The organism is Streptomyces sp. NPDC057617 (genome assembly GCF_042800555.1).
Classification (GTDB): domain Bacteria; phylum Actinomycetota; class Actinomycetes; order Streptomycetales; family Streptomycetaceae; genus Streptomyces.
Genome location: NZ_JBHVGV010000015.1, coordinates 55122 through 80706, shown reverse-complemented (window position 1 = coordinate 80706; position 25585 = coordinate 55122). Strand labels below are relative to the sequence as shown.

The window sequence follows — 25585 nt, the reverse complement described above, 5'->3', positions numbered from 1 at the left end:
TGCCCGCACGCCCAAGGGGGATCCCTTATGCCTGAAAACGCACGACCGTCCCAGCAGCCCGTGCTGCAACTCCAGGAGCTGACCCGTGTCCACGGCAGTGGCGCCACCGAGGTCCATGCCCTGCGCGGTATCAACCTCGATGTCTTCCCCGGCGAACTGGTCGCCGTCATGGGACCCTCGGGCTCCGGCAAGTCCACGCTGCTGACCATCGCGGGCGGGCTCGACAGCCCCAGCTCGGGCCGGGTGATCGTCGAGGGCACCGACATCACCACCATCGACCGCAAGCGGCTCGCGGCCCTGCGCCGCCGCAGCATCGGCTATGTGTTCCAGGACTACAACCTCATCCCCGCCCTCACCGCCGCCGAGAACATCGCGCTGCCCCGGGAACTCGACGGCACCTCCGCGCGCAAGGCACGCACCGAGGCCGTGGCCGCGCTGACCGAGATGGGGCTGGAGCAGCTCGCCGACCGGTTCCCCGACGAGATGTCCGGCGGCCAGCAGCAGCGGGTGGCGATAGCCCGCGCGCTCGTCGGCGACCGGCGGCTCGTACTCGCCGACGAACCGACCGGGGCACTGGACTCCGAGACGGGCGAGTCCGTGCTCGCCCTGCTGCGCACCCGCTGCGACGCGGGCGCCGCCGGTGTGCTGGTCACCCATGAGCCGCGCTTCGCGGCCTGGGCGGACCGGGTGGTCTTCCTGCGGGACGGCGCGGTCGTCGACCAGACCATCCGCAGCCAGGCGGACTCGCTGCTCACGGGCCAGGCGGCCGAACTGTGAAGACCTGGTACCACTCCTGGCGTGCCGCGCTGCGCATAGCCCGCCGCGACGCCTGGCGCTACAAGGGCCGCAGCTTTCTGGTCCTCGCCATGATCGCGCTGCCCATCCTCGGGGTGAGCGCCTTCGATCTGACCGTACGCAGCGCGCAACTGTCCACCGAGGAGCAGCTCGACCGTACGCTCGGACGGGCCGACGCCGAGGTCAGCGACCCCGAGCTGGGCGGGCACGCCATCTACCAGAGCCCCACGGGCGACACCTACTCGCCGGTGGGCGACTTCGACAACGGGCCCTGGCCGAGCGGGCCCGGCGATGTCACCAAGGTCATTCCGGCGGGTGCCACCACCCTTGAGGACACCCTGGCCCGCGCGAAGCTCCGTACCACGCACGGCCTGCTCCAGACCGAGATCCGTGAGCTGAAGGCCTCGGACCCCATCGCCCGCGGCCTGCTGCGCCTCAATGAGGGCCGGTTCCCCGAGAAGGGCGGCGAGGTCGCGGCGACCAGCCACTTCCTGGAGGTCAGCGGGCTACGGGTGGGCTCAGAGCTCTCCGCCCGCGGCCTCGATGCCACGTACCGGATCGTCGGCGCGTACGAACTGCCCGACTCGCTGGACACCGACCAGGTCAACGCGCTTCCCGGGGCGCTGCTGGCCCCGCTCGACAAGGCGCTCCAGGCCGATGGGCTGCCGGGGGTCGAACCGCGCACCACCCATCTCGTGCGCGCGCCGGGTGGTTTCACGTGGAACATGGTGCAGCAGGCCAACACTCATGGGATCAAGGTGATCTCGCGTGCCGTGACCCTGCACCCGCCCGCCGACGCGGATGTGCCCCTGTACAAGCAGGAGAGCCGGCACGAATACCAGGACAGCAACACCACCCAGCTGGCCGCGGCCGGCACCATCGTCGGCCTCGCCATGCTGGAGATCTGTCTGCTGGCAGGCCCGGCCTTCGCGGTCGGCGCCCGCCGCTCGCGGCGCCAGCTCGGCCTTGTCGGTGCCAATGGCGGTGACCGGCGCCATATCCGGGCCATCGTCCTCGGCGGCGGTCTGGTGATCGGTGTCGCCTCGGCCGTGGTCGGTACGGTCCTGGGCCTGGGCCTCACCTATGCCCTGCGTCCTGTCCTTGAGGACTACATCGGCCAGCGCTTCGGTGCCTTCGACGTCCGGCCACTGGAACTCCTCGGGATCGCGCTGCTCGCCGTGCTCACCGGTCTGCTGGCGGCGATCGTCCCGGCCGTCACCGCCTCCCGGCAGACCGTCCTGGCCTCACTCACCGGCCGCCGGGGCGTGCGCGGAAGCAGCAGGGTGCTGCCGGTGCTGGGCCTGATCGCGGTCGCCCTGGGCGCGGTGATCGCACTGTACGGCTCGACCATGACCGATCAGTTCGCGGTCGTCGCGGGCGGCAGCGCCATCGCTGAGCTGGGCGTGGTCGCGCTGACCCCTGCGCTGGTCGGGCTGTTCGGCAGGACCGGCCGCTGGCTGCCGCTCTCGCCGCGGCTGGCGCTGCGGGACGCCGTACGGAACCGGGGCCGCACGGCCCCCGCCGTGGCGGCGGTGCTGGCCGCGGTCGCGGGCACGGTGGCGGTCTCCACGTACACCGCGAGCCAGGATGCCCAGCAGCGGGCCTCGTACACCCCGCAGCTCCCCCATGGCGCCGTCTCCGTCATGATCGACGAAGAGGGCGGCCGGGCCGTCCCGACCGTGCGCACGGCGGTCGAGAAGATCCTTCCCACCGACGTACGGGCCGATGTGGACCGGATCTCCGTCGGCAGGCCGAGCTGCCCGATGTGGGGCCGCGAGGACGGCTGCGGAGAGTACGAAGTGGTCGTACCGGAGGCCCAGCAGTGCCCGCTCTGGTACACGGGCACGGAGGACCCCGCGGAGAAGTTCAGCAAGGCCGAGCGGCGCAAACTCCTCAAGGACTGGCGCTGCAAGGAGAGCTCGGTCTACAGCTATGTCAACGGCGGTGTGCTGGTGGGTGACGCCGCGGTGATGAAGGTCCTCGGCATCGACGATCCGGCGGCGGTGAAGGCGCTGGCGGACGGCAAGGCCGTCTCGTTCGACAAGCGCAACGTCGATACGGACGGGAAGATCGGCATCCGGCTGATCACGGACAGGGAGAAGGCCGCCGAGGCCATAGTGAAGAACCTGCCGGCGCCCGGCGTCGTCAAGTCGATCCCGGCCTACCAGGTGTCCGGGGACCCGAACGCGTACGGCGTCACGATGCTGCTGACCCCGGCCACGGCCAGGGCCGCGGGTCTGAGCACCGTCCCGGTCGGCGCGTACTTCACCACCAGCGCCCCGCCCAGCGACACCCAGAAGCAGAAGCTGGAGAGCGAGCTGGACAAGACCGGCAGCTCGGTGCAGCTCGATATCGAGGCCGGTTTCACCAGCGAGACCAACATCGTGCTGCTGGCGCTGACGGTCTTCGCCGGACTGGTCACCATCGGCGCTGCCGGGATCGCGACCGGGCTCGCCCAGGCCGACGCCGAGAGCGACCTCAAGACGCTCGCCGCGGTCGGCGCCCCGTCGCGGGTCCGCAGGACGCTCAGCGGATTCCAGTGCGGGGTGGTGGCGGTGATGGGTGTGCTGCTGGGTTCGGCGGCCGGGGTGCTCCCGGCGATCGGACTCCGGCTCACGGAGCGGCGCAGCAGCCTGAACGCGTACCACAAGGCGCTCGACGAGGGTCTGAATTCCGTCTCGCTGCCGTACGTGCCCGTTGTCATCCCGTGGGGGACGCTGGCCGCGCTGCTGATCGCCGTCCCGCTGGGCGCGGCGGTCCTGGCGGCGCTGGTCACCCGCTCGCACCGGACACTGGGGCGCCGCGCGGCCACGTGACAGGGCCTGCCGGACCGGTTTCCGAGGCAGGCGGCGCCTGTGCATCGTGCCCCCGTACGAAGGTGGATCACCTCCGTACGGGGGCACACACCGTGGTGACGCACACGTGCGAGACAATGGGCCGTATGGAGATGCCGAGTAACGAACGGTCGCAGGAGAGCCCCCATGTCCTAGTGGTGGGACAGGACGGGATGGCGCTCGGCGGCGGTGGGGCCGACGAGGCGCGCGAGGTTCCCGTGACAGAGATGGTCGAACAGCCCGCCAAGGTCATGCGCATCGGCAGCATGATCAAGCAGCTTCTGGAGGAGGTGCGGGCGGCTCCTCTGGACGAGGCGAGCCGGGTCAGGCTCAAGGAGATCCACGCCGGTTCGGTGAAGGAGCTGGAGGACGGGCTCGCCCCCGAGCTGGTGGAGGAGCTGGAGCGGCTCTCGCTCCCCTTCACGGACGACGCGATTCCCTCCGAGGCGGAACTGCGTATCGCACAGGCCCAGTTGGTGGGGTGGCTGGAGGGCCTCTTCCACGGCATCCAGACCGCGCTGTTCGCCCAGCAGATGGCGGCCAGGGCCCAGCTCGAACAGATGCGCCGCGCGCTGCCGCCGGGCTCTGTCCAGGACGAAGAAGGCGACCCGGGCCATGGCGCGATCCGCTCGGGACCGTATCTGTAGAACTGCTGAGGCGTAGCTCAGGCCGGATGTCCGGAGCCTGGGGCCGGGGGAGGCAGGCCCCCGGCCCGTCGCGGTCCGGTCAGCCCACCGCCGCCGTGAGCAGCAGCACCTTGCCGATATGCGTGCCGGCCTCCAGCGCGCGATGCCCCTCCGCCGCCTCCGACAGAGGCAGCGACTGGTCCACCACCGGCCGGATGTCGTCGTTCTCGATCAGCGGCCAGACATGTTCCCGTACCGCCGCGACGATCGCCGCCTTCTCCGACTGCGGGCGCGCGCGCAGCGAGGTCGCCGTGATGGCGGCGCGCTTGTGCAGCAGGGCGCCCAGATTGAGTTCGCCCTTCACCCCGCCCTGAAGGCCGATCACCGCGAGCCGGCCGTTCACGGCCAGCGCCTTCACATTCCGGTCCAGATACTTGGCGCCGACGATGTCGAGGATGACATCCGCCCCCGCGCCGCCCGTGGCCTTGCGGATCTCCGCCACGAAGTCCTGCTCGCGGTAGTCGATCAGAATGTCCGCACCCAGCTCGGCGCAGCGCTCCAGCTTCGCGGGACTGCCCGCCGTGACCGCGACCTTCGCGCCCACCGCCTTGGCGAGCTGGATGGCCATGGTGCCGATACCGCTCGCGCCGCCGTGCACCAGCAGGGTCTCGCCGGGGCGGAGGTGCGCGATCATGAACACGTTGGACCAGATCGTGCAGGTGACCTCGGGGAGCGCCGCGGCCGTCGCCAGGTCCAGCCCCTTCGGTACGGGAAGAAGCTGACCGGCGGGCACGGCGACCTTCTCGGCGTACCCTCCGCCCGCCAGCAGTGCGCACACCTCGTCGCCGACGGCCCAGCCCGCGACCCCCGCGCCCAGCGCGGTGATCCGCCCCGAGCACTCCAGGCCGGGGTACGGGGAGGAGCCGGGCGGGGGATCGTAGAAGCCCTGCCGTTGCAGAAGATCGGCGCGGTTGACCGCGCTCGCCACGACCTCGACGAGGACCTCGCCCTCGCCGGGTACGGGATCGGGCACCTCGGCCCATACAAGCGCCTCGGGGCCACCGGGTTCCGGAATCGTGATCGCATGCATGGCGCGAGGCTACCCCCCGGCGCCGGAAAGGCGACCTGCCACCGGTGGACGGGCCGGGCCCCCGGTGTACCGGACTGGTCCTATGCCGAGTTGGGGCCGTCCTGAGTGGCGGGGCTCTGGGCGCGGACGATGGTGATCAGACGGTCGGTCAACTGGAGCGGGCTCGCGGCCGGGTCGTCGTAACCAAGCAGCCGATGGCCGCGCAGCACGCTCACCACCAGATCGTCCGTCTCCCTTACGCTGCGGCCCACTTCGGCCTTTATGACGGGGCGTTCGATGAGGTCGAGTCCGCTGCCCTGTTGGATCAGATCCTCCATCACCGTACCGGCGCTGGGGCTGAGCACGGAGAGTCCGAGCAGCCGGCCGGCGGCGCTGGCGCTGGTGATGACCGCGTCGGCGCCCGACTGGCGCAGCAGCGGCGCGTTCTCCTCCTCGCGCACAGCGGCGACGATCTTCGCCGCCCGGTTGAGCTGGCGTGCCGTCAGCGCGACCAGAACCGCGGTGTCATCGCGCTGAGTGGCGATGACTATCTGGCGGGCGCGCTGGAGTTCCGCGCGCAGCAGCACATCGCTGCGGGTCGCGTCGCCGACGATCCCGACGAACCCTTCCGCGTTGGCCGCCTCGATCACCTTGTTCGACGGGTCGACGATGACTATCTGGTCCTTCTTGAGACCGGTGGCACAGAGGGTCTGGACCGCCGACCGCCCCTTGGTGCCATAGCCGACGATGATGGTGTGGTCGCGCACGTTGGACCTCCAGCGGTTCTGCCGCCACTCCTCCCGGGTGCGCTCCGTGAGGACCTCAAGAGTGGTGCCGACCAGAATGATGAGAAAAACCACCCGCAGCGGGGTCACCAGCAGCACATTCGCAAGCCGGGCGCTGTCGCTGTACGGGACGATATCGCCGTAACCCGTGGTGGAGAGGGTGACGGTGGCGTAGTAGACGGCGTCGAGGAAGTCGACCGAGTCGTCGGAGTTGTCGTGGTAGCCCTCGTTGTCGATGTAGACGATGAACACCGTCAGGGCCAGCACGAACAGGGCCATCAGCAGGCGCCGACTCACCTGGCGCAGCGGGCGTACAGCCCTGCGGCGCGGAAGCTTCACCCGGGAGGTCACCAGATATTCGTCGGCATGCCGGGCCATAGCGTCATGGCCAGGAAGTTTCACGTGAAACACCCTGTTTCACGTGAAACACCCTCCAGTGGCCCATCGGCCGAGGCCGTCCACGGCAGGTCAAGCACTTCCAGTTCCTCACCGGGCCGTGCGCCGCCGGGCGGTACGACGGCCAGCCCATCGGCGGCAGCGATACCCCGGAGCATCGCCGGACCATTGAAATGAAGGGGTACGAGCCCCTCGTCGCGATGGACAACGGGCACCAGGCGCGTGTCGTACGGATGACCATGCACCGCCTCACGGAGCGGCACCCGGTACGGGACCCGGGGTGAGCGTCCGGCCAGCACGCGCAGCAGGGGTTCGGCGAGAGTCAGCAGCCCGGAGACCGCGGCGAGCGGGTTGCCGGGCAGCCCCACCAGATGGCGGGGCTGCCCATCAAGCTTCGCCAGCAGCATGGGGTGGCCGGGTCGTACGGCAACACCGTCCACCAGCAGTTCGGCACCGGCTTTCCGGAGCACCGGGTGGACGTGGTCGACCGGGCCCGCGGCCGTACCGCCGGTGGTGATGACAAGGTCGGCCTCGGAACCGGTGATCGCACGGTGCAGCGCGTCGGCGTCATCGCCGATCCGGCGGGTGGCGAGGACCTCGGCGCCAAGCCCGCGGAGCCAGGGCCCGAGCATGGGGCCCAGGGCGTCGCGGATCAGGCCGTCATGGGGCAGGCCCTTGGTGAGCAGTTCATCGCCGAGGACCAGTACCTCGACGCGGGGCTGGGGGACGGTGAGCAGTTCGTCGTATCCGGCCGCCGCCGCGAGGCCGAGAACGGCGGGAGTCACCAGAGAACCGGCGGGCAGCAGCCGGTCGCCGGAGCGGCATTCCTGGCCACGCGGCCTGATGTCCTGGCCGGGCGCGACCTCGCGCTCGGCGTGGAGACGGCCGCCGCTGTCGGTCCGGGCGTGTTCGCTGCGGATCACGGCGGTCACCTCGGGCGGGATCCGGGCGCCGGTGGCGATCCGTACCGCGGAACCGTCGGGGAGCGGCGCGGCCGCCGCCTGCCCGGCGAGGATGCCGCTGTCTTCGGCACCCTCCTCGGCGCTGCCCCCGGCACTGTTTTCGGACTCGGATGGGCCGCCCGGCGCGTTCCGTACGGTCCAGGGGCCGGGCCCCGAGACCGCCCAGCCGTCCATCGCGGAGGTGTCGAAGGACGGCAGATCGGTCAGCGCGGTCAACGCCGCGGCGAGCGCCCGCCCCAACGCCCGGTCGAGCGGCACGGATTCGGCCCGCAGAGCCGGATCGCCCCCCGCGGTCCGCCCGGCCCGCTCGGCAATGGCGCGGGCTTCTTCCCAAGCCCGGGCACAGTGCCGCCCGTCGGCGGCATGCGCGCCGTGAGCGGCACCACGGCCCGGGGCAGGTGTCCCGGATCCGGCGGTGGGATGTGAGCCGTGCCCTTCCGCTGCGCCCCGGCCCGGTTCCGGGCTGCCACCCCGGCTGGCGCCGGGCGCGGAGGAGCCGGGGCCGGCGCCGTGCTTCCGGTCCGCCGCCCGGCCCGAGTCCAGGCCGTCGCCGCCGTCCCCGCCGCTGTTCCGGCCCGTCCCCCGGCCCGGGTCCGGGCCGTCGCCCCGGACAGTGCCCGGGTCCGGGCTGTCGGTCCGATCGGCGCCGGACACCGAAGCTCCGGAACCGGCACCGTGTGTGCCTCCGCCATTGCCATGGCCCCGGTCCGGGCTGCCGGCACCCGGCGGGGCGCTCGGTGGGGGCGGCTTTCTGCCGACCAAGGCCAGCGCTTCCTCGATCTCCTCGGACTCCCGGTCCCGGGGCGTCATCCCGCTTCGTCGCCCTTCGTCTCGTCCGCCCAGCGGGCGGCGAGCGCCACGGCCTTGCGGGACGCTTCGGCGACGGCCTCGGGGCCGTCACCGGCGGCCCGGCCCGCCGCGTAGCCGACCAGGAAGGTCGTCAGCGGAGCTGCGGGGCGGGCGACGCCGTGCGCGGCGTCCCGGGCGAGGTCGAGCAGAACGCGGATGTCGACATCCAGCTCGATGCCGAGTTCGTCCTTGACCGCGGTGATCCATTCATCCAGCACAGTTCCATGCTCCCTGATCCGGGCCCGGGCCGTGGAGATGTCTTCCCAGGTGTCGCAGTCGAAGGAGGCGAGGGGATCGTCATCGACCCGGGCGAGTTCGAGTTCGGCCGGCAGCAAGCGCAGCGGAAGCCCGCGCAGATTGCCGTACTCCGTTGCGAGAAGGGCGAGTTCACGACGCAGCGGCTCCGCGCGGTACGCGGCGACCAGCGGCTGGTCACGTCCGTCCGCGTCGGTCAGGAGCGCCGCCTCCCGCCCGCTGGTCTCCAGCGCCCCGACCAGCCGCCGCACCGTCGGCTTCCCCAGGAACGGCAGATCCGCGGAGAGTACGAGCACGGTGTCGGCCTCCACGCACCGCACCCCCGCGTCCAGCGCGGCCAGGGGCCCGCCGCCGGGCGGCTCCTCGCGCGCCCAACGCACCGGCCGTACCGTGGGCCGCCGACCGCCCACGACAACGGTCCTGCCGGCCTCGTCACAGGCGGCCAGCACCCGGTCGAGCAGCGCTCTGCCCCCGACCCGTACCCCTGGCTTGTCGGCGCCGCCGAGCCGCTTGGCGGCACCTCCGGCGAGCACGATGGCGTCATAGGCGGTCATGGGTGAAGTATGAGCCGCGATCACGCGTTCGAAGCGCCCGACGGTGCGCCCGGGCCGAACCTCCCGGGAATTTCGGCGCTTTCCGTGCCCTTCGTTCGGGATGTCTCGCTACAGCGTGCGCAGCAGCATCGCCGGCTGTTCGACGCAGTCCGCCACATAGCGCAGGAAGCCGCCCGCCGTACCGCCGTCGCAGACCCGGTGGTCGAAGGTCAGCGAGAGCTGCACCACCTGACGTACGGCCAGCTCACCCTGGTGGACCCAGGGCTTGGGCACGATCCGGCCGACCCCGAGCATCGCGGCCTCCGGGTGGTTGATGATCGGCGTGGAACCGTCGACGCCGAACACCCCGTAATTGTTGAGTGTGAAGGTCCCGCCGGTCAGCTCGCCCGGCGTCAGCGCCCCGGACCGGCCCGCCTCCGTCAGCCGCGCGAACTCGGCGCTCAGCGATTCGGCGGAGCGGGTGTGCGCGTCCCGTACGACCGGGACGACCAGCCCACGGTCGGTCTGCGCGGCGAAGCCGAGGTGCACGGCGGGCAGGCGCACGATCTCCCTGGCCGCCATGTCCACGGTGGAGTTCAGCTCCGGATAACGGGCCAGGGCCGCCGTGCAGATCCGGGCCAGCAGGGCGAGCAGGGAGATCTTCTGGCCCCCGGCCGCGTTCATCGCCGTACGGGCCGCCATCAGCTCCGTGGCGTCCGCGTCGACCCAGCAGGTCGCGTCCGGGATCTCGTGCCGGCTGCGGCTGAGCTTGTCCGCGACCGCGCCCCGTACTCCGCGCAGCGGCACCCGTACGGCACCTTCCTGCGTGGCCGCGGCCACCGGAGCAGCCGCGGTGGGCGTCGCCGCCGTCGCGGGCTGCGGCTGCACGGCACCGTGCCGGACCGCCTGCTCGACATCGGACCGCAGGATCAGCCCGTCCCGCCCCGAGCCGGTCAGCGCGCGCAGATCGACGCCGTGCTCACGGGCCAGTCGGCGCACCAGCGGGGAGACCACCGGGACCGGCCCCGCCGCACCGTTGAGCGGACCCGCGCCGGGCGCGGCAGGGATACGGGGAGCGGGGGCGGGCCGCGCGGGACGGACCCGGCGCCTGCGCGCCACCGGCGCACCCGTCCCGTACCCGACCAGCACATTGCCGGATGTCTCACCGGCGGACGGGCCCGCCGAGCCGGAAACCGGCCGGGCGGCGGGGCGTGTGACCGGCTCAGCGGCGGGCGCGACCGGCGGCTCAGCGGTGGGGGACTCAGCGGCTGCGGACTCAGTCGTGGAGGGCTCTCCGGCCGGGGCCGGGACCTCCCCCGGCTCCGACGCGCCCACCGCCACCGTCAGCAGCGGAGCCCCGACCGGCAGCTCCGTGCCCTCCTCGCCGTAGCGCGCCGTGACCACGCCCCCATAGGGGCACGGCACCTCGACCATCGCCTTGGCCGTCTCCACCTCGACCACCGGCTGGTCGATGGCGACCACATCGCCCACCGCCACCAGCCAGCGGACGATCTCCGCCTCGGTCAGCCCTTCACCGAGGTCCGGCAGTCTGAATTCCAGCACCTGGGCCATCAGCTCTCCGCCTCCCACTGGAGCCGCGCGACCGCGTCCAGCACCCGGTCCACTCCCGGAAGATGGTGCCTCTCCAGCATCGGCGGTGGATACGGAATATCGAATCCCGCCACCCGAAGCACCGGCGCCTCCAGATGGTGGAAGCAGCGCTCGGTGACCCGGGCGGCGATCTCCCCGCCGGGGCCGCCGAAGCCGGTGGACTCATGGACGACCACCGCGCGCCCGGTCCGCCGTACGGAATCGGCCACCGTGCCGTCGTCGAACGGCACCAGGGAGCGCAGATCGACCACCTCCAGGTCCCAGCCCTCGGCCCGGGCCGCCTCGGCCGCCTCCAGGCAGACCGGCAGGGACGGCCCGTAGGTGATGAGGGTGGCGCTGGTGCCCCGGCGCCTGACCACGGCCCGCCCGATCGGCTCGACCGGCGCCGGATCGTCGGGCGACCAAGTGGCCTTTGACCAGTAGAGCCGCTTCGGCTCCAGGAAGACGACCGGATCGTCGGAGGCGATCGCGGCCCTCAGCAGGCCGTACGCGTCGTCGACCGTGGCGGGCGTGACGACATGGAGGCCGGGCGTCGCGATGTAATACGCCTCGGAGGAGTCGCTGTGGTGCTCGACCCCGCCGATCCCGCCGCCGTACGGCACCCGCACGGTGATGGGCAGCGGCATCGCGCCGCGCGTACGGTTCCGCATCTTCGCCACATGGCTGATGAGCTGCTCGAACGACGGGTAGGCGAAGGCGTCGAACTGCATCTCGACGACCGGCCGCAGCCCGTACATCGCCATTCCGACCGCCGTGCCCAGGATGCCCGCCTCGGCGAGCGGGGTGTCCGTACAGCGGTCGTCCCCGAACTCCGCGGCCAGCCCGTCGGTGATCCTGAAGACTCCGCCGAGGGTGCCGACGTCCTCACCGAGGACATGGACGGACGGGTCCTCGGCCATGGCATCGCGCAGCGCGCACTGGAGGGCCTGCGCCATGGTGGCGGGCTTCACCGCGACCGTGGTCATCGCGCCTCACCCGGTCCTTCCCCGGCCTCCGCGGCCAGTTCGGCACGGAGCTGCTCCGCCTGCTCGCGGAGCTGGGAGGTCCGGTCCGCGTAGACATGGGTGAAGAGATCCATGGGGTCGAGCACCGGCTCCGCGTTCATCCGGTCCCGCAGCCTCGCGGCCATGGTCTCGGCGGCCTCGGCGGCCTGCCGGATGCCGCCCTCGCCGAGGATCCCCCGCTCGGTCAGCTCATGCTCCAGCAGCCGGATCGGGTCGTGTGCGCGCCAGGTCTCGACCTCGCCGCCGGAGCGGTAACGGGTCGCGTCGTCCGCGTTCGTATGAGCCTCGATGCGGTACGTCACGGCCTCGACCAGCGTCGGGCCCTCGCCCCGCGCGGCGCGGGCGAGGGCGTCGCGCAGCACCGTGTACACCGCCAGCGCGTCATTGCCGTCCACCAGCCGGCCCGGCATGCCGTACCCGACGGCCTTGTGGGCCAGGGAGGGCGCGGCGGTCTGCTTGGCGAGCGGCACGGAGATCGCGAAGCCGTTGTTCTGTACGAGGAAGACGACCGGGGCCCGCCACACGGCGGCGAAGTTCAGCGCCTCATGGAAGTCGCCCTCGCTGGTGCCGCCGTCGCCGACCAGGGCCAGCGCCACCACATCGTCCCCCTTGAGCCGCGCGGCGTGGGCCAGGCCGACGGCGTGCGGAAGCTGGGTGGCGAGCGGGGTGGACAGCGGCGCGATCCGGTGTTCGTACGGGTCGTAACCGGTGTGCCAGTCGCCGCGCAGCAGCGTCAGCGCCTGGACGGGGTCGAGGCCGCGCGCCACGGCCGCGAGGGTGTCGCGGTAGCTGGGGAAGAGCCAGTCCTGCTCGCGCAGGACCAGGGCGGCGGCCACCTCGCAGGCCTCCTGGCCGGTGCTCGACGGATAGACCGCGAGCCTGCCCTGCTTGGTGAGGGCCGTCGCCTGCGCGTTGTATCTGCGGCCGAGGACCAGCTCGCCGTACAGCCGCAGCAGCAGCCCGGGGTCGGCGGCTGCCACGGCGTCCGTGCCCAGCGCGCGGTACGGCGCGGGGTCGGGGAGCAGCGGTGCGGGGTCGGTACGCGGCTGCCACGCCGGGGGCGGGACGGGCCGGTGGGCCGCGGCACCGGGCAGCTCCTGGACCGACGTACTGCTCTTCTTCACGCGTGCACCTCCTCGTGGGAGCGGGCTGACGGCGGGGTGCCTGGTGTGGCACGCCTCACCTACCGATTGTTCGGTCGTTCAGGCATTTTGGCTACAGGCGGCTCCAGCCTGTGGACAAACGGTTCTCCACAGCTTGGGATGACCACAGGCCGTCCATCGCGGAGAGGCGGGGGGACATGGGAACTGAACAAATGGCCGAGGGCACGGACCGGAGCGGCGAGACGCCCGGGCGCAGCGGGCTGGGGGCCGGCCGGACCGGCGCCACCGCGGACCGGCCCCCCGTACCCGACCGGACTCCCGCACCGGAGCGGACTTCCGTACCCGACCGGACTTCCGTACCGGAGCGGACCCCTCCGCCGGACCGGATTCCGTCGCCGCGCCCGCTCGACGCCATCGACCAGGACATCCTCCGGATCCTGCAGTCGGACGGCCGGGCCTCCATACGGTCCGTCGCCGAGCGTGTCCATGTCTCACGCGCCAACGCGTACGCCCGGATCAACCGGCTCATCGACGACGGGGTGATCCGCGGCTTCAGCGCCAGGATCGACCATGAACGCGCGGGTCAGGGCGCGTCCGCGTACATCACCCTGAAGATCGTGCAGAACTCCTGGCGCACGGTGCGCGAGCAGCTCGAAGAGCTGCCGGGGGCGGCGCACATCGCGCTGGTCAGCGGCGACTTCGACGTACTGCTGCTGGTGCACGCGCCGGACAACCGGTCGCTCCGCGAACTGGTCCTGACCAGGCTCCAGTCCATCCCCGAGGTGCTCTCCACCCGCACGCTGCTGGTCTTCGAGGAAACGGACCTGGGATCCGGGTCGACCACCGGCCCGACGCTCTAGAGACCACCGGTCCCACGCTCTAGAAGAGGTCCCCGGAACCCTCGCGTTCGGTGCGCGGCCCTTCGGTGCGCAGCCCGGCGAAGGCCATCCGTACGACCGCTTCCGCCACCTCTTCGCGGCTGTACCCGCCCGCCGCGTGCGGCCGGTACCACTCCACCAGGGAGTTGACCATCCCGAAGAGCAGCCGGGTCGCCAGCCGGATGTCCATGTCGGCCCGCAGATCCCCGTCCGCCGCGGCCGCCTTGAGCAGTTCCGCGACCCGGTGGTCGAACTCGCGGCGCCGCTCCATGGCCCAGCGTTCGGTCTGGGTGTTGCCCCTGACCCGCAGCAGCAGTGTCACATAGGGCAGCTCGGCCATCAGCACCTCGACCGTACGGCGGGTCACGTACTCGACCCGCTCGACGGCCCGTCCACGGGTCGCGCCGTCCTCGTCGAGGATCCCGAACAGCCCGTCCAGGGCGCGGCTGACAGCCCGGCGCAGCAGCTCCTCCTTGCCCACCACATGGTGGTATATCGAGGACTTGGAGATCCCGGCGGCCTTGGAGAGATGCTCCATGGAGGTGCCGTCGTAACCACGCTCGTTGAAGACCTGGACCGCGACGGTCAGCAGGGTCTCGGGCGTATAGGTGTCACGTTTGGCGGTGGTCATGACGCGCCGTCCTCCCCGTGCCCGTCGTCCTCCCCGTGCCCGCCCTGCTCTTCCCGCTCTTCCTGCGCGACAGCCAGCCGGCGCAGCGCCTGGGAGGGGGCGTAGCGGCCCGTGGGGTACTCCTCGTGCAGGGCCTCCAGCGCGTCCAGCACCCATCGCGCCCCCAGCTCCTTGCCCCAGTCGAGAGGCCCGCGCGGGTAGTTGACGCCCAGCCGCATCGCGGTGTCGATGTCCTCGGGGGCGGCCACAGCGCGGGCCGCCGCGTCGAGCGCGAAGTCCACGAGCATCGCGACCGTACGGGTGACGATCATGCCGGGGATGTCGGCGATCACGCTGACGTCCTTGCCCAGGGCCTGGAAGAGCCCTACGGCCTCGTTCAGGGCCGCCTCGTCGACCCGGGCGGCCGGGGCGAGGGCGATCCGGGTCGCCGTACGGTAGTCCAGCGCGAGATCGAAGTGGATGACGGGCATGTCGGCGTCGTCGGCGGCCGAACCGTCCGACAGGAAGAGCCGTGTGCCGTCGGACAGCTCGATCCACCCCGGATGACCGGGGACGGCGTCTTCTTTAAAGAGGACCTCGATCCCGGCCTCCTCGATCAGCCCGGGCAGCGAGTCGGCGGCGAAGAGTTCGCCCTGGACAGTGATGGACGAGGGGGCCGGCGCGGGTCCAGCCGTCCGTGCCTGGACCGGTGGCGCGTCCTCGCCGTACGGGAACCATCCCCGGCCCGACTTGCGGCCCAGCCGCCCCGACTCCACCAGCCTGCGCTGCGCGAGGGACGGCGTGAACCGCACATCCTGGAAGAAGGACTCCCATACGGACCGGGTGACGGCCTCGTTGACGTCCTGGCCGATCAGATCGGTCAGCTCGAAGGGGCCCATCGGGAAGCCGCCGCACTCGCGCAGTACCGCGTCGATGGTGGCCGGATCGGCGGCCCCCTCCTCGTACACCCGGAAGGCCTCGGCGTAGTACGGGCGGGCGATGCGGTTGACGACGAAGCCGGGGGTGTCCGCGCACCGCACCGGCGTCTTGCCCCAGGCGCGCGCCGTCTCGAACGCGGTCAGCGCCGCCTCCTCGTCCGTCGCGAAACCGCTGACGACCTCCACGAGCGGCAGAAGCGGCGCCGGATTGAAGAAGTGCAGTCCGACCAGACGGCCGGGGACGCGCAGGGCGCCCGCGACGGCTGTGACCGAGAGGGAGGAGGTGTTGGTGGCGAGCAGGCAGTCGTCGGAGACGATGTCCTCCAGCGCCGCGAACAGTTCCCGCTTGACGGGGAGCTGTTCCAGTACGGCCTCGACGACCAGCGCGGAGTCGGCCAGCTCGGCGAGATCCGCGGCCGGATGGAGCCGGGCCACCGCGGCATCGCGCGCCGCGGCGTCGAGCCGGCCCTTCTCGACCAGCCGGCCGAGCCGTCCCGCGAGGGCGGTCACGGCCTGCTCCGCGCGGCCGGGCACGGCGTCGTAGAGCCGTACGGGATGCCCGGCGACCAGTGCCACCTGGGCTATGCCCTGCCCCATCGTGCCGGTGCCGACGACCGCGACGACACGGCCGGACTCGATAGCTGTCATGGGAGCAATCCTTCCGTATGAGCGGGCGCTGACGGGGCCATAAGTTCTCCAGGGGGTGAGTTGTCCACAGGTTCGACGGGCCCCCTTGTCCCGACCGATCGTTCGGTTACTCTAACTCTGTCCGTCAGCACATGTCCCCGTCTCAGCCCGACCGAGGAGTGGGTCCGTCATGGCCGCCCAGCTCAGCCCCCAGCAGCTCTCAGAAAAGCACCGGCCCACACTCGACCGGGCCCTTGAGGCGATCCGCAGCCGCGCCTACTGGTCGCCGCACCCCGAGCACCCCAAGGCGTACGGCGAGAGCGCGCCGGCCGAGGGTCTCGCCGCCTTCCAGGCCCTGCGCGGCACCCGCTTCGAGCTGGACCAGCCGGGCACGGACGGCTGGACGGGCGGCGAGATCTCGCCGTACGGCCCGGCGCTGGAGATCGAGTATCCGCACGCGGACGTGGATGTCCTGCTGCCCGCCATGCGCGCGGGCATGGGCGCCTGGCGCGAGGCCGGACCCGAGACGCGCGCCCTGGTCTGTCTGGAGATCCTCGCGCGGATCAGCGCCCGCACGCACGAGTTCGCGCACGCGGTGATGCACACCAGCGGGCAGGCCTTCATGATGGCGTTCCAGGCGGGCGGGCCGCATGCCCAGGACCGCGGCCTGGAGGCGGTGGCGTATGCGTACGCGGAGCAGACGCGTACCCCGGCCGCCGCCGACTGGTCCAAGCCGCAGGGCAAGCGCAACCCCCTGGAGCTGCGGAAGACCTTCACCGCCGCCCCGCGCGGTATCGCGCTGCTGATCGGCTGCAACACGTTCCCGACGTGGAACGGCTATCCGGGCCTGTTCGCCTCCCTGGCCACCGGCAATCCCGTCCTGGTCAAGCCCCATCCGCGCGCGGTGCTGCCCCTGGCGCTGACGGTACGGGCCGCCCGCGAGGTGCTCGCCGAGGCCGGCTTCGACCCGAATCTGGTGGCGCTGGCCGTGGAGCGGCCAGGCGAGGGCATCGCGAAGACGCTGGCCACGCGCCCGGAGATCCGGATCATCGACTACACCGGCTCCACCGCCTTCGGCGACTGGCTGGAGACCCACGCCCGCCAGGCGCAGGTCTACACGGAGAAGGCCGGTGTCAACACGATCGTCATCGACGCCACCGACGACTACAAGGGGATGCTGTCCAATCTGGCCTTCTCGCTGTCGCTCTACAGCGGCCAGATGTGCACCACCCCGCAGAATCTGCTGATCCCCCGGGACGGCATCACGACGGACGCGGGCGACAAGTCGTACGACGAGGTGGTCGCGGATCTCGCGGCCTCGGTGAGCGGGCTGCTGGGCGACGACGCCCGTGCCGCCGGGCTGCTGGGCGCGCTGGTCAACCCCGATGTGAAGGCGCGGCTGGAGGCGGCCGCGACGCTGGGCGATGTGGCGCTCCCCTCGCGCGAGATCAGCAATCCGGACTTCCCGGACGCCGTGGTCCGTACGCCCGCGATCGTCAAGGCCGACGGCTCCCGCAAGTCCTGGGAGAAGGCGGCGGAGAGCGGGGCCGAGGGCGCCGCGGAGGTGCCGTATCTCAGCGAGTGCTTCGGCCCGGTGTCGTTCGCGGTCGCCATGGACTCGACGGACGACGCGGTGGAGCTGCTGCGCCGTACGATCCGCGACCGGGGCGCGATGACGGTCGGCGCGTACACGACCTCGCCGGAGACGGAGCGCGCGATCGAGGAGGTCTGCCTGGAGGAGTCCGCGCAGCTCTCGCTGAATCTCACGGGAGGGGTGTTCGTGAACCAGACGGCGGCCTTCTCGGACTTCCACGGCTCCGGCGGCAATCCCGCGGCGAACGCGGCGCTGTGCGACGCGGCGTTCGTGGCCAACCGCTTCCGGATGGTGGAGGTCAGGCGCCAGGCCTGAGACAGCGCTCCGGGGCCGCCCGCCGCGGGTCAGGGCGCGGGCGGCGCCGGGGCATCGGGAGCGCCGGTGCCCGGGATGACGGCATGCCGCTGGATCCAGGCGTGCATGGCGATCGCGGCGGCGGCTCCGGCGTTGATCGAGCGGGTCGAGCCGAACTGTGCGATCGAGCACACCATCGCAGCGTGCTCACGGGCCTCCTCGGTCAGGCCTGGGCCCTCTTGCCCGAAGAGCAGCAGGCAGCGGCGCGGCAGTTCGGTGCGCTCCAGCGGTACGGACCCCGGCAGATTGTCGATCCCGATGACCGGCAGCCCCTCCGCCACCGCCCAGGCGGTCAGTCCGGCGGCGTCGGGGTGGTGGCGCACATGCTGGTAGCGGTCGGTGACCATGGCGCCGCGCCGGTTCCAGCGCCGCCGCCCGACGATATGGATCTCCTTCGCGAGGAAGGCGTTGGCGGTGCGGACCACCGACCCGATGTTGAAGTCATGGGTCCAGTTCTCCACCGCCACATGGAAGTCGTGGCGCCGGGTGTCGAGATCGGCGACAACGGCCTCACGCGTCCAGTACCGGTAGCGGTCGACGACATTGCGCCGGTCCCCGGCCGCCAGCAGCTCCGGGTCGTACCGCTCGCCGCGCGGCCAGGGGCCGGGGTGCGGCCCGACGCCGATCTCCGGGCCGAAGCCCTCGTCGTACTGGACGGGTTCCAGGTCCTCCGGGGCCGGCCCGGGGACCTCCGCCGTTGTCTCACTGCTCACCCGACGAGAGTACGGGTCTGCTCCGGGCTGTCGCTCCGCTGCTCGGGAAGGGACACCTTGGGGCGGGCGAACAGCCGCTTCCACAGACCCGCGGCCCGGTCGCCGAGCCACCGCAGGAAGGGCGTCGGCAGGAACACCGCATCGGCGGCGATCATCGCGAGTGAGAAGAAGGGCAGTCCGAGCACCACGGCGATGGCGGCGTGCTCCAGCATCATCAGAGCCAGCAGCACATTCTTGACCCGCCGGTTGAGGAGCGTGAACGGGAACGCGACCTGCACCATGACCGTGCCGTACGTCACCAGCATCACGATGACACCGCTGGCCGCGAGCAGGGAGGAAAGCTCCGGCCAGGGGCTGAAGTAGTCCAGTTTGAGCGGGTAGTAGAGGGCGGTGCCGTCCTGCCAGCGCGAGCCCTGGATCTTGTACCAGCCCGCCGTGGCGTACACCAGACAGACCTCGGCCATGATCACCAGAAGTGCGGCATTGTGGAGGAGGTTGGCGAGGACATCCAGCAGGGCGCGCTGCTCACCGTCCGGCGCGTAGCGGTTCGCCGCCCACCACAGGCCCTGCCCGATCCAGACGCCCCAGAAGACGACCACCAACCACAGGTCGGCATGGATCCGGTCCGTCGCCGAGCCGATGACCAGGAACACCCCGAGGCAGCTCCAGAGCACCGGTCCGATCCGGTCGTGCCCGGCGCCGTCCGCCCGGCGCGCCGCGCGCCTGGCGTCCAGCGACCAGACCTGGCCGCAGCGCGTCAGGACGAGATAGATCGCCATGAGATGGATGACGTTGTCGCCGCCGTCGCCCATGAAGATGCTGCGGTTCTGGAGCGACAGCACGCCGAACATGAAGACCACGGACATGGTCCGGGTGCGCCAGCCGATCAGCAGCAGCGCGCTGGACAGCACCGCGACGGCGAAGACGATCTCGAACCACACCACGCTGTCCGACCACATCAGCCCGGTGAAGGCGCCGTTCTTCGCGATGAGCTGCTGGGCCATGTCCCAGCTCCACGGGCCGTCGGGTCCGTACAGCTCACGCCGGTGGGGCAGTTCGCGCAGCAGGAAGAGCAGCCAGGCGCCGGCGAACCCGATCCGGACGACGGCGCTCTGGTACGGGCCGAGGGCGGCGGCGGTGACGCGCTGGACGGCACGGACGACCGGCCCGGCCACCAGCAGCGGCCTCCCCGCGGCCCGCGGACCCGGCTGATCCGTCGGCTGCGTGTCGGGCCGGCCGACCGGCTGCTCGTGCGGCAGACCATCGGGCTGACCGCTCGGCTGATCGGTCGGCTGATCGGTCGGCTGATCGGTCGGCTGATCGGTCGGGTGCGCGCTCACTGTTCCGCCTCCGTACGGCCGTTCCGTACGCCCTCGGGAAGGTCCGTGGCGTTCACCGTCCACCAGGGATAGAGCCGGTAGGCCGGGCGCGTATCGGTCTTCTCGGTGCTCCAGGGGGGCGCCGCGACCGTGGTGGCGGCGGACCTGAGCTGAATGCGTTCCACGGAACCGCCCAGGTCATGGTCCTCAAGGCGCAGCATCACAATGCGGCGGACATAGCTCTCGGAGAGCTGCCCGCGCAGGCCGTTGGGCCGGTTGTCGTTGTCGTGCGAGCCGGTGAAGAAGTCCCAGGCGCGGCGCAGTTCGTTCTGGTCGACATGGCTGGGGAGGGGATTGCCGCGGATCGCCTCGCCATCCTCGGCGGAGAGGTCGATCCAGTCGGTGGTCGTCCGTACGCCGTCGGGCTTCGCCACCTCGGCGCGCACCTGGACGGCGATGTTCTGCTGGAGCGGGTTGGGGGCGAAGAGCTTCCAGTTCTGTTCGAACTCGGGATAGACCCACTCGTCGACGGCCTTGCCGTGCTGCTTGGTGATCGTGTTGGACGGGGCGGCATGCAGAAAGATCATGGCCAGATGCGTGCAGGCCAGCAGTCCGAGGACCGCGAGCGCCGCGGCCGCCACCACCTGGCCGGGAAGGGACAGGCCGGCTATCCCGGCGCCGGGTGGCGGCCCGGCCTTCACACCCTTGTCGTCGTACGAATCCATCCCGCCCCGATCCCCGCCCGCGCCCAGTCAGTCGTCCAGAGGGTTGACACCCTACGGGCCGGGCCCAGGGCATGGTCCCGAACCGGGAGCGGCAGGGTCTCAGAGCACGAACGCGGGAGTGCCGTTGTCCGTGACCATCGGCCGCCCCGCGCCGTCCCAGGCGAGCATGCCGCCGTCCACATTGACCGCGTCCAGGCCCTGCTGCACCAGATACTGGGTGACCTGCGCGGAGCGGCCGCCGACCCGGCACATCACATAGGCCTTCCGGCCCCCGGCCACCGCCTCGGTCACCTCGCCGAAGCGCGCGACGAAGTCGCTCATCGGCACATGCAGCGCGCCCTCGACATGACCGGCCGCCCACTCGTCGTCCTCCCGGACGTCCAGCACCAGTCCGTCGGACGGGACCGCCGCGGCATCGACCGAGGGCAGCGGGGCGAAGTTCATGAGCTGTGCCTTCTCTCGTACGGGCCAGGATCAGGACCAGGGCCGGCGCAGGGACCAGGAGCTGGGGCATGACCAGGACCAGGTGTGCGGGACTGCGGGACAGAACCCGACCGGGGGTGCGGGACTCCGGAAAACCTACTCCACCAGCCCGGCCAGTTCCGTCTCACGCCCGGCGACCTCCGCGAGCAACTGCTCGGCGATCTCCTCCAGCAGCCGGTCCGGGTCGTCGGGCGCCATCCTGAGCATCGCGCCGATCGCGCTCTCCTCCAGCTCCTTGGCGACCAGCGTCAGCATCTCCTTGCGCTGCGAAAGCCACTCCAGCCGGGCGTAGAGCTCCTCGCTCTCGCTCAGGCGCGGCGCCTTCAGCGCGGGCCCCGCGGCCCACTCCGCGACCAGCTCCTCCAGCAGCGGTTCGTCCCCCCGCCCGTACGCCGCGTTCACACGGGTGAGGAACTCCTCACGTCTGGCCCGCTCGGTGTCGTCCCGCGCCAGGTCCGGGTGGGCCTTGCGCACCAGCTCGCGGTAGATCCTGCGCGCCTCGTCGCTCGGCCGGACCCGCTTGGGCGGACGCACGGGCTGGCCGGTCAGCATCGCCGCCGCCTCCGGCGAGAGGCCGTCGGAATCGAGCCAGTCGTGGAACAGCTCCTCGACGCCCGGCATCGGCTGCACCATCGCGCGGGCCTCCCGCGCCTTGCGCAGATCCTCGGGGTCGCCGCTCCTGGCCGCCCGGGCCTCGGCGATCATCGCGTCCAGCTCGTCCAGTCGCGCGTACATCGGGCCGAGCCGCTGGTGGTGCAGCCGGGAGAAGTTCTCCACCTCGATGCGGAAGGTCTCCAGCGCGATCTCGAACTCGATCAGCGCCTGCTCGGCAACGCGCACGGCCCGCTCCAGCCGCGCCTCCGGCCGGTCCGCCTCGGCCGCCTTGCCGGCGCCCTCCCCCGTAGCCTCCGTCGGCTCGCTCGCACCCGCCGCCACCGTGGATTCCGTCGCATCCGGCACGTCTCGTACATCCCGTTCGTCGTCGTTACGGATCGTCGGCTCCTCAGGGACGTCCTGCATCACCCGCCCAGCGTACGGGGCGGGCCGCGGCGGCCTCCGTTCCGCTCCCGGCCGTCACACGCCCAGCTCGGCCGCTATCCGCCCATTCCGTACGGCCGCCAGCAGCTCGGCGTGGTCCGCCTCCGTGCGGTCCGCGTACGCCACGGCGAAGGCCGCCATCGCTGTGTCCAGTTCGTCGTTCTTACCGCAGTAACCGGCTATCAGCCGGGGGTCCACGCTGTGCGCGTGGGCCCGGGCCAGCAGTGCTCCGGTCATTCTTCCGTAGTCGTCTATCTGGTCGGCCGGCAGTGCCGCGGGGTCGACGCTCCCCTTGCGGTTCCTGAACTGCCGTACCTGGAAGGGCCTGCCCAGCACGGTCGTCCACCCCAGCAGGCTGTCGCTCACCACCTGCATCCGCTTCTGTCCCAGCACCACCCGGCGCCCCTCGTGCACCACCGGGGCCGCCTCGAATCCGGCGGCCGGCAGATGAGGCAGCAGGGCCGAGGGCCGTGCCTCCTTCACCTGGAGCACCAGCGGCTCGCCCCGGTGGTCGAGCAGCAGCACCACATACGACCGGGTCCCGACGCTGCCGGTGCCGACCACCCGGAACGCCACATCGTGGATCGCGTACCGCGCGAGCAGCGGCAGCCGGTCCTCCGGGAGCGTGCCGAGATACTCCTCCAGCGAGGCGGCCACCGCCGCGGCCTCCTCGTCCGGCACCCGCCGCAGCACGGGCGGCGCGTCCACGAAGCGCCGCTGGACGTCCGCGCCGACGGCCCCGCCCGCGTCCGGCACCGCCTCGGTCGACCTGGCCGCGAACCGCGCGCTCGTGTTGTTCCGCGCCTTTCCCGCGACCCGCTCCAGGGTGCCGGCCAGATCACGCGCGTCCGCGTGCGAGACCAGCTCCTCATCGGCGATCGCGTTCCACGCGTCGAGGACGGGGAGCTTGGCCAGCAGGCGCATCGTGCGCCGGTAGGCGCCCACCGTGTCGTACGCCCCGCGCCAGCAGGTGTCCTCGTCCGCGCCCGCCTCGCGGCCGGCCAGCACCAGCGAGGTGGCGAGCCGCTTGACGTCCCACTCCCAGGGGCCCGTCACGGTCTCGTCGAAGTCATTGAGATCGATGACGAGCCGGCCGCGCGCGTCCCCGTACAGACCGAAGTTCGCCGCGTGCGCGTCGCCGCATATCTGCGCGGCGGCGCCGGTGACCGGAGTGCCCACCAGATCATGGGCCATCAGTCCGGCCGCCCCGCGCAGAAAGGCGAAGGGGGTGGCGGCCATCCGCCCGACCCGCAGCGGCGCCAGCTCGGGCACCCGGCCGCGGCTCGACTCCTCGACGGCCCGCACCGCGTCGGGCCGACCCGCCGCGAACACGACGGAGTCGTGCGAGGACCTCGGCACCCGGGCCCGTAGCGCCTTGCCCAGCTCCTTGGGCGTCCGCGCCGCCCCGTCCGCCCCGCCCGCCGAAGCCCCGTCCACCCGAGCCCCGTCCGCGCCGGTCCCCGTCGCCGTACGCGTCGCGAAACCCGGCACCACCGGAATGCGCCCGCCCGCGGACACCACCGCCGACTCGACCCCGACACCGCCCATGGCGTGCCGCCTCCCCCCGTGCTCGTACTCGCCGTACTCGGAACTCACTTGAGAACCGCTTGAGATCAACCGCAGACGACGGTACCGCCGGGCCGCGACAGCCGTCTCCCCCTGTGGATAACCCCGAACACCCCGCCGAACGCGCCCGCTGAGCCTCGCTCCCGCCGAGCCCCGCCTCCGCCACGCGCCTCGACCCGCCGGGCTCGCCTCCGCAGCCCCGTCCTACCACGCGCCTCAACCCGCCCGGCTCGCCCCCGCAGCCCCGCCCGGCGCCCGCCTCAACCCCGCCCGGCCGACGCTTCAGGATGCTTCAGACGCCCCGACCGCAGACGCCCCGACCGGCCGCCCTAACACCCGCCCTCGGGCGGCTCCCGCAGATTCGATTCGGCCCACAGCCGCAGTTCCTTCAGCGCCGGCTCCATCGCCGCGCCCGCGTCCGTCAGCCGGTACGCGACCCGCAGCGGCGGCCCCTCGTCGACCTCGCGCACCACCAGGCCCGCCGCCGCCAGTTCGGTCAGCCGGTCCGAGAGCATGCGCTCGCTGATGCCGGGAACCGCCCGCCGCAGCTCGGCGAAGTAGACCGCCCGCTGCATGAGCACGGAAATGATCGGGCCCGACCACCGCTTGCCGAGCAGTTCGAAGACGCGCGTGATGCTCACGTCGACCTTCTTGCACTCCTCCGCGCCATGGTCCGCCATGCGCACAGCGTACCGGTTTTCCGGTTCGGGATGAAAAAAAGTAAGCAACTATGTTATCCATAGGTGCGAACGGAAACTCCGCTCGCCTACCGAGCTCACCCAACGATTCGGTACGCCGTTTCAGCCCCCCATGGAGAACGTCATGGCCACGCTTCTGCACATCGATTCAGCCGTCTTCCCGGAAGGCTCCGCCTCGCGCGACATCACCGCGGCCTTTGTCACGTCCTGGCTTGAGCAGCACCCCGAGGGCAAGGTCGTCTACCGCGATCTGGCCGCCTCGCCGCTGCCCCACCTGGACATCAGCGCCGCGTCTGCGGGCGCGGGCAACGCCCTGCGCGCCGAACTGGCCGCCGAACTGGCCGAGGCGGACGCGGTCCTCATAGGGGCGCCGATGTATAACTTCACGATTCCGTCGACCCTGAAGGCCTGGCTGGACCAGGTGATCATCGTCGGCCACAACGCGGGCCCCGACAGCCCGCACGCCTCCACGCCGTTCACCATCGTGGCCAGCCGCGGCGGTTCGTACGCTCCCGGCACCCCGCGCGCGGACTTCGAGTTCGTCCAGAACTACCTGGAGAAGGTGCTGACCGGGATGTTCGGCGCCACGGAGATCGACTTCATCGTCCCGGAGCTGACGCTCGCCCACTCCAAGCCGGAGATGGCCGAACTGGTCCCGCTCGCCGAGGCGTCCCGTACCAAGGCCCAGGAGGAGGCCACTCAGAAGGCCAAGGCGCTCGCCGCCCGCCTCGCCGCCTGACCCCGAGGCAGCAGGCACGACACGCAGCGGCACAACGAAGAACCCCCGCTCCGGAGAGATCCGGAGCGGGGGTTCTGTGGTGGGGCACCGACGAAATGCGCTGGTCAGGGCGGGATACAACTATTTCAGGGAACGTCTCCCGCGTTGTGTCGGACTTTTTCCCGCACACCAGGTCAGAGCGCTCTTCGGGCACCATGCGTACTCGAAGGCGACCCTATCCACGCTGTCACTCCGATGACGTTGATCATTTGCGTTGCAGCCCAGGCCACGCGCAGAACTCCGCCTGTGTCACCGAACGCCTGCATCACACACATACGTCATCCACGCGGTCGTGGCTCAGACCACCCTCCGGCAGCAACAGCCTCGCCTCGTGGCGAGGCTAACCTTGTATATCGACAACATGGCCAAGCTGTATGGCTACCGAGTCAGCCATCATCCCGCGTGAACCCCGTGAGCTCCTCGTTTTCGGTACGGCATCATT

The 25585-nt window shown here is 71.4% G+C and carries 22 protein-coding genes; 6 read left to right on the top strand and 16 right to left on the bottom strand.

Features of this window, described 5'->3' with window-relative positions; all coding sequences use genetic code 11:
• Positions 1-27: 27 nt before the first annotated feature.
• The 3 genes from ACFU9P_RS30180 (at position 28) to ACFU9P_RS30170 (ending at position 4276) form a co-directional block, all read left to right on the top strand.
• Complete coding sequence (locus ACFU9P_RS30180) at positions 28-777, top strand: ABC transporter ATP-binding protein (protein WP_384086878.1); 750 nt, start codon at positions 28-30, stop codon at positions 775-777.
• On the top strand, positions 774-3611 hold the full coding sequence (locus ACFU9P_RS30175) for an FtsX-like permease family protein (RefSeq protein WP_384086876.1): 2838 nt from the start codon (positions 774-776) through the stop codon (positions 3609-3611). Before ACFU9P_RS30180 ends, ACFU9P_RS30175 begins: the two co-directional genes overlap by 4 nt.
• Before the next feature lie 125 nt (positions 3612-3736).
• The gene (locus ACFU9P_RS30170) at positions 3737-4276 is read left to right on the top strand and encodes a bacterial proteasome activator family protein (RefSeq protein ID WP_376383044.1); all 540 of its coding nucleotides are present in this window, start codon (positions 3737-3739) and stop codon (positions 4274-4276) included.
• A 79-nt stretch (positions 4277-4355) separates the two neighbouring features.
• Here the strand turns inward: ACFU9P_RS30170 and ACFU9P_RS30165 are convergent, their stop codons facing one another.
• The 7 genes from ACFU9P_RS30165 to pdhA form a co-directional block, all read right to left on the bottom strand.
• Positions 4356-5345 carry an NAD(P)H-quinone oxidoreductase gene (locus tag ACFU9P_RS30165; RefSeq protein WP_384086872.1) on the bottom strand — a complete coding sequence of 330 codons (990 nt, stop codon included), beginning with the start codon at positions 5343-5345 and terminating at the stop codon, positions 4356-4358.
• An 80-nt stretch (positions 5346-5425) separates the two neighbouring features.
• Complete coding sequence (locus ACFU9P_RS30160) at positions 5426-6487, bottom strand: potassium channel family protein (RefSeq protein ID WP_384087056.1); 1062 nt, start codon at positions 6485-6487, stop codon at positions 5426-5428.
• A 20-nt stretch (positions 6488-6507) separates the two neighbouring features.
• Entirely contained in the window at positions 6508-8277 is a 1770-nt protein-coding gene (locus tag ACFU9P_RS30155) for a molybdopterin-binding protein (RefSeq protein WP_384086870.1), read from the bottom strand.
• A complete protein-coding gene (locus ACFU9P_RS30150) occupies positions 8274-9125 on the bottom strand; it encodes an NTP transferase domain-containing protein (protein ID WP_384086867.1) in 852 nt (283 codons plus the stop codon). The genes ACFU9P_RS30155 and ACFU9P_RS30150 overlap by 4 nt, the downstream gene beginning before the upstream one ends.
• A gap of 108 nt (positions 9126-9233) precedes the next feature.
• Positions 9234-10676: a dihydrolipoamide acetyltransferase family protein gene (locus ACFU9P_RS30145; RefSeq protein ID WP_384086864.1), complete on the bottom strand. Its 1443-nt coding sequence runs from the start codon at positions 10674-10676 to the stop codon at positions 9234-9236.
• Entirely contained in the window at positions 10676-11680 is a 1005-nt protein-coding gene (locus tag ACFU9P_RS30140; protein WP_384086861.1) for an alpha-ketoacid dehydrogenase subunit beta, read from the bottom strand. The genes ACFU9P_RS30145 and ACFU9P_RS30140 overlap by 1 nt, the downstream gene beginning before the upstream one ends.
• Complete coding sequence (gene pdhA, locus ACFU9P_RS30135; RefSeq protein ID WP_384086858.1) at positions 11677-12843, bottom strand: pyruvate dehydrogenase (acetyl-transferring) E1 component subunit alpha; 1167 nt, start codon at positions 12841-12843, stop codon at positions 11677-11679. Before pdhA ends, ACFU9P_RS30140 begins: the two co-directional genes overlap by 4 nt.
• A 191-nt stretch (positions 12844-13034) precedes the next feature.
• On the opposite strand from pdhA, the gene ACFU9P_RS30130 reads away from it, so the two are divergent.
• Positions 13035-13682: a winged helix-turn-helix transcriptional regulator gene (locus tag ACFU9P_RS30130; protein WP_384087053.1), complete on the top strand. Its 648-nt coding sequence runs from the start codon at positions 13035-13037 to the stop codon at positions 13680-13682.
• Positions 13683-13701: 19 nt separating this feature from the next.
• Here ACFU9P_RS30130 and ACFU9P_RS30125 read toward each other — a convergent pair whose 3' ends face one another.
• Both ACFU9P_RS30125 and ACFU9P_RS30120 read right to left on the bottom strand, forming a co-directional pair.
• Entirely contained in the window at positions 13702-14331 is a 630-nt protein-coding gene (locus ACFU9P_RS30125; RefSeq protein WP_384086855.1) for a TetR/AcrR family transcriptional regulator, read from the bottom strand.
• Entirely contained in the window at positions 14328-15896 is a 1569-nt protein-coding gene (locus ACFU9P_RS30120; RefSeq protein WP_384086853.1) for a 3-hydroxyacyl-CoA dehydrogenase, read from the bottom strand. Before ACFU9P_RS30120 ends, ACFU9P_RS30125 begins: the two co-directional genes overlap by 4 nt.
• Before the next feature lie 169 nt (positions 15897-16065).
• Between ACFU9P_RS30120 and paaN the strand changes: the two genes are divergently transcribed.
• Positions 16066-17784 (top strand): phenylacetic acid degradation protein PaaN, encoded by a 1719-nt coding sequence (gene paaN, locus ACFU9P_RS30115; protein WP_384086850.1) that lies wholly within the window; start codon positions 16066-16068, stop codon positions 17782-17784.
• Between the two features lie 29 nt (positions 17785-17813).
• Here paaN and ACFU9P_RS30110 read toward each other — a convergent pair whose 3' ends face one another.
• The 7 genes from ACFU9P_RS30110 to ACFU9P_RS30080 all read right to left on the bottom strand — a co-directional run bounded on the left by ACFU9P_RS30110 (position 17814) and on the right by ACFU9P_RS30080 (position 24347).
• A complete protein-coding gene (locus tag ACFU9P_RS30110; RefSeq protein WP_384086847.1) occupies positions 17814-18536 on the bottom strand; it encodes a TrmH family RNA methyltransferase in 723 nt (240 codons plus the stop codon).
• Entirely contained in the window at positions 18533-19876 is a 1344-nt protein-coding gene (locus tag ACFU9P_RS30105) for a PT domain-containing protein (protein ID WP_384086844.1), read from the bottom strand. Before ACFU9P_RS30105 ends, ACFU9P_RS30110 begins: the two co-directional genes overlap by 4 nt.
• Positions 19873-20580, bottom strand: coding sequence for a DUF5819 family protein (locus ACFU9P_RS30100; protein WP_384086842.1), 708 nt, complete (start codon positions 20578-20580; stop codon positions 19873-19875). The genes ACFU9P_RS30105 and ACFU9P_RS30100 overlap by 4 nt, the downstream gene beginning before the upstream one ends.
• A 99-nt stretch (positions 20581-20679) precedes the next feature.
• Positions 20680-21024, bottom strand: a complete 345-nt coding sequence (locus ACFU9P_RS30095) for a rhodanese-like domain-containing protein (RefSeq protein WP_376383067.1) — start codon at positions 21022-21024, stop codon at positions 20680-20682.
• Positions 21025-21159: 135 nt separating this feature from the next.
• Positions 21160-22083 carry a hypothetical protein gene (locus tag ACFU9P_RS30090; RefSeq protein ID WP_384086839.1) on the bottom strand — a complete coding sequence of 308 codons (924 nt, stop codon included), beginning with the start codon at positions 22081-22083 and terminating at the stop codon, positions 21160-21162.
• Positions 22084-22137: 54 nt separating this feature from the next.
• A complete protein-coding gene (locus tag ACFU9P_RS30085) occupies positions 22138-23649 on the bottom strand; it encodes a DUF2252 domain-containing protein (protein WP_384086837.1) in 1512 nt (503 codons plus the stop codon).
• A 347-nt stretch (positions 23650-23996) separates the two neighbouring features.
• Positions 23997-24347, bottom strand: a complete 351-nt coding sequence (locus ACFU9P_RS30080; protein WP_376383072.1) for a winged helix-turn-helix transcriptional regulator — start codon at positions 24345-24347, stop codon at positions 23997-23999.
• A 142-nt stretch (positions 24348-24489) separates the two neighbouring features.
• On the opposite strand from ACFU9P_RS30080, the gene ACFU9P_RS30075 reads away from it, so the two are divergent.
• Positions 24490-25104: an FMN-dependent NADH-azoreductase gene (locus tag ACFU9P_RS30075; RefSeq protein WP_376383074.1), complete on the top strand. Its 615-nt coding sequence runs from the start codon at positions 24490-24492 to the stop codon at positions 25102-25104.
• Positions 25105-25585 lie beyond the last annotated feature (481 nt).